Below are 2,202 nucleotides of genomic sequence, written 5' to 3'. Positions count from 1 at the left end.
CCGGATGCAGTGAAAGCTGCACGTCCGCGTTCTGAAGGAGAGGTGTCCTGTGGTAACACAGGCATCGACTCTAATTGAATCGGAGGGAGAAGATGGTAATACCTTCTCTCGACTCTACCTCATTGGGAAAAAATAATATTCTCCCACAGCCCCACAGTCCCCCTCTCCTCCTCTTCCCCTCCCCCAATCTCCCACCAATTCCTAAAAATTCACAATTTTTTACACAACACTAAAAACCCCAGCAAAATCACGCCCAACAGCCGAAAGCTAACATCACTTTGCCCTCCCCCCATCCAACTTGGCCGAACTCACTCTCCCGTTTACCTCATCCACTAGCCCCTTTGTGCCCGTTCAAGTTACCCGCACAAGCCATCAACTGCCTGCATCCCAGCCCCAAAGCCAAAAGCCCAGATTGTTTGAGAAGTTAATTTTTGTTTTATTTTTATTTTGTTTTTGTACCTCTTTATATTAAAAAAGTATCTTAAAATTAATTAAAAATCTAAAAAGATTATAAAAATAGATTTTTAGTTCAAAAAACCCGTTAAGATTCCCAAAAGTGCAAAATAAACAAATTTACTAGCATTTTCATTTAGACGCCCCCTTTCTTTTCCTCGCAAGTTAGCTAATAATGCTTTCAACGAGGTGACTTAGGGCAGGCTCGAAAATTGGCCTACCCCAAAGACGGATACAAGCCCCAAACAAAAGTAGTCGAAAGCGAAAAATTTTAGACATTAGGGAGAAGCCCCAGATTCATCTGTGGAGTCAATCTAAAATCTGAAATCTCAAATCGACTGACAGTAAGGGCATTGCAGTTGGGCTATTGCAACGTCGGCTAGTGCAATTGAGCTATTGCAGTTGGGCGATCGAAAAAAAGCATCAAACCCCAGCCCTCATAGTTTTGATAGAAACCTATAGGAGAACAAAGAGTGAAACTCGCAGTTTACGGAAAAGGTGGAATTGGCAAATCGACAACAAGCTGCAACATCTCCGTTGCCCTAGCCAAGCGCGGCAAAAAAGTTTTGCAAATCGGTTGCGATCCAAAGCACGACAGCACATTTACCCTCACGGGCTTCTTGATCCCGACAATTATTGACACCCTTCAGGAAAAGGACTATCACTACGAAGACGTTTGGCCCGAAGATGTCATTTACAAAGGCTATGGCGGCGTTGACTGCGTAGAAGCAGGCGGCCCTCCCGCAGGAGCTGGCTGCGGCGGCTATGTAGTCGGCGAAACAGTCAAACTGCTCAAAGAACTAAATGCCTTCGACGAATACGACATCATCCTGTTCGACGTGCTCGGCGACGTAGTGTGCGGCGGTTTTGCAGCCCCCTTGAACTACGCCGACTACTGCATGATTGTTACCGACAACGGGTTCGACGCTTTATTTGCAGCCAACCGCATCGCCGCCTCAGTCCGCGAAAAAGCCCGCACTCACCCGTTGCGGCTCGCCGGTTTAATTGGCAACCGCACCTCAAAGCGCGACTTGATCGACAAGTACATTGACTCTGTACCGATGCCGGTGCTGGAAGTGCTGCCCTTGATTGAAGACATTCGCGTTTCTCGCGTCAAAGGCAAAACATTGTTTGAGATGGCCGAGAGCGATCCTTCCCTCAACTACGTGTGCGATTACTACCTCAACATCGCCGACCAGATTTTGGCCATGCCCGAAGGAGTAGTGCCCAACGACACGCCCGATCGCGAATTATTCTCGCTGCTATCAGATTTTTACCTAAATCCAGTGCAACCAGTGGTCAAGAAGGAGGAAGATGAGCTAGACCTGATGATGGTTTAATAGGTCTAGCGATCAGGATGAGGATAAAGAGGTTATGGCTTTTTTTGATACTTTTTCAGTTGCTCTCAAACAGAAGTGGTTGGACTACTACCAGGTTAATCGGGCTTGGCTGCTCCTGCACATGACGGCTGAGAACACGGTCGCCACACCCGACGGCGGGAAAAGGCCTGTTTCTTACCTCATCCTGGGAATTGCGGCTGCCCTGGAGCCGGAACTCCAGCAATTAATGCTGCCCTTCTCAAAACTGAAGGCGGATGCAGACAGCCTGATCGAAGTGTTGGGGCTAAATTTTGACCCGGACATCGCCCTGGGTATGCCCTCAAGTACGGCGCAACAAACGGCCACCCAAACTCCAACAACTGCTGCACCCGCAGCGGCTCAAACAGCAACTGCTGCACCCGCAGCGACT

The 2,202-nt window shown here is 48.4% G+C and carries 2 protein-coding genes; both read left to right on the top strand.

The window, feature by feature from the left end:
- Nucleotides 1-926 precede the first annotated feature (926 nt).
- Nucleotides 927-1,793, top strand: a complete 867-nt coding sequence (bchL, locus tag QUA54_RS19280) for a ferredoxin:protochlorophyllide reductase (ATP-dependent) iron-sulfur ATP-binding protein (protein ID WP_172189973.1) — start codon at nt 927-929, stop codon at nt 1,791-1,793.
- Nucleotides 1,794-1,827: 34 nt separating this feature from the next.
- Nucleotides 1,828-2,202 (top strand): DUF5331 domain-containing protein (locus tag QUA54_RS19275; RefSeq protein ID WP_333415887.1); only part of this gene is annotated, 375 nt, incomplete at its 3' end.

It is taken from the genome of Microcoleus sp. MOSTC5, assembly GCF_036701825.1.
In the GTDB taxonomy this organism is placed as follows: Bacteria; Cyanobacteriota; Cyanobacteriia; order Cyanobacteriales; family Microcoleaceae; genus Microcoleus; species Microcoleus asticus.
Note: the sequence above shows the minus strand (reverse complement) of the source record. Positions and strands in the feature narration are given on the sequence as shown.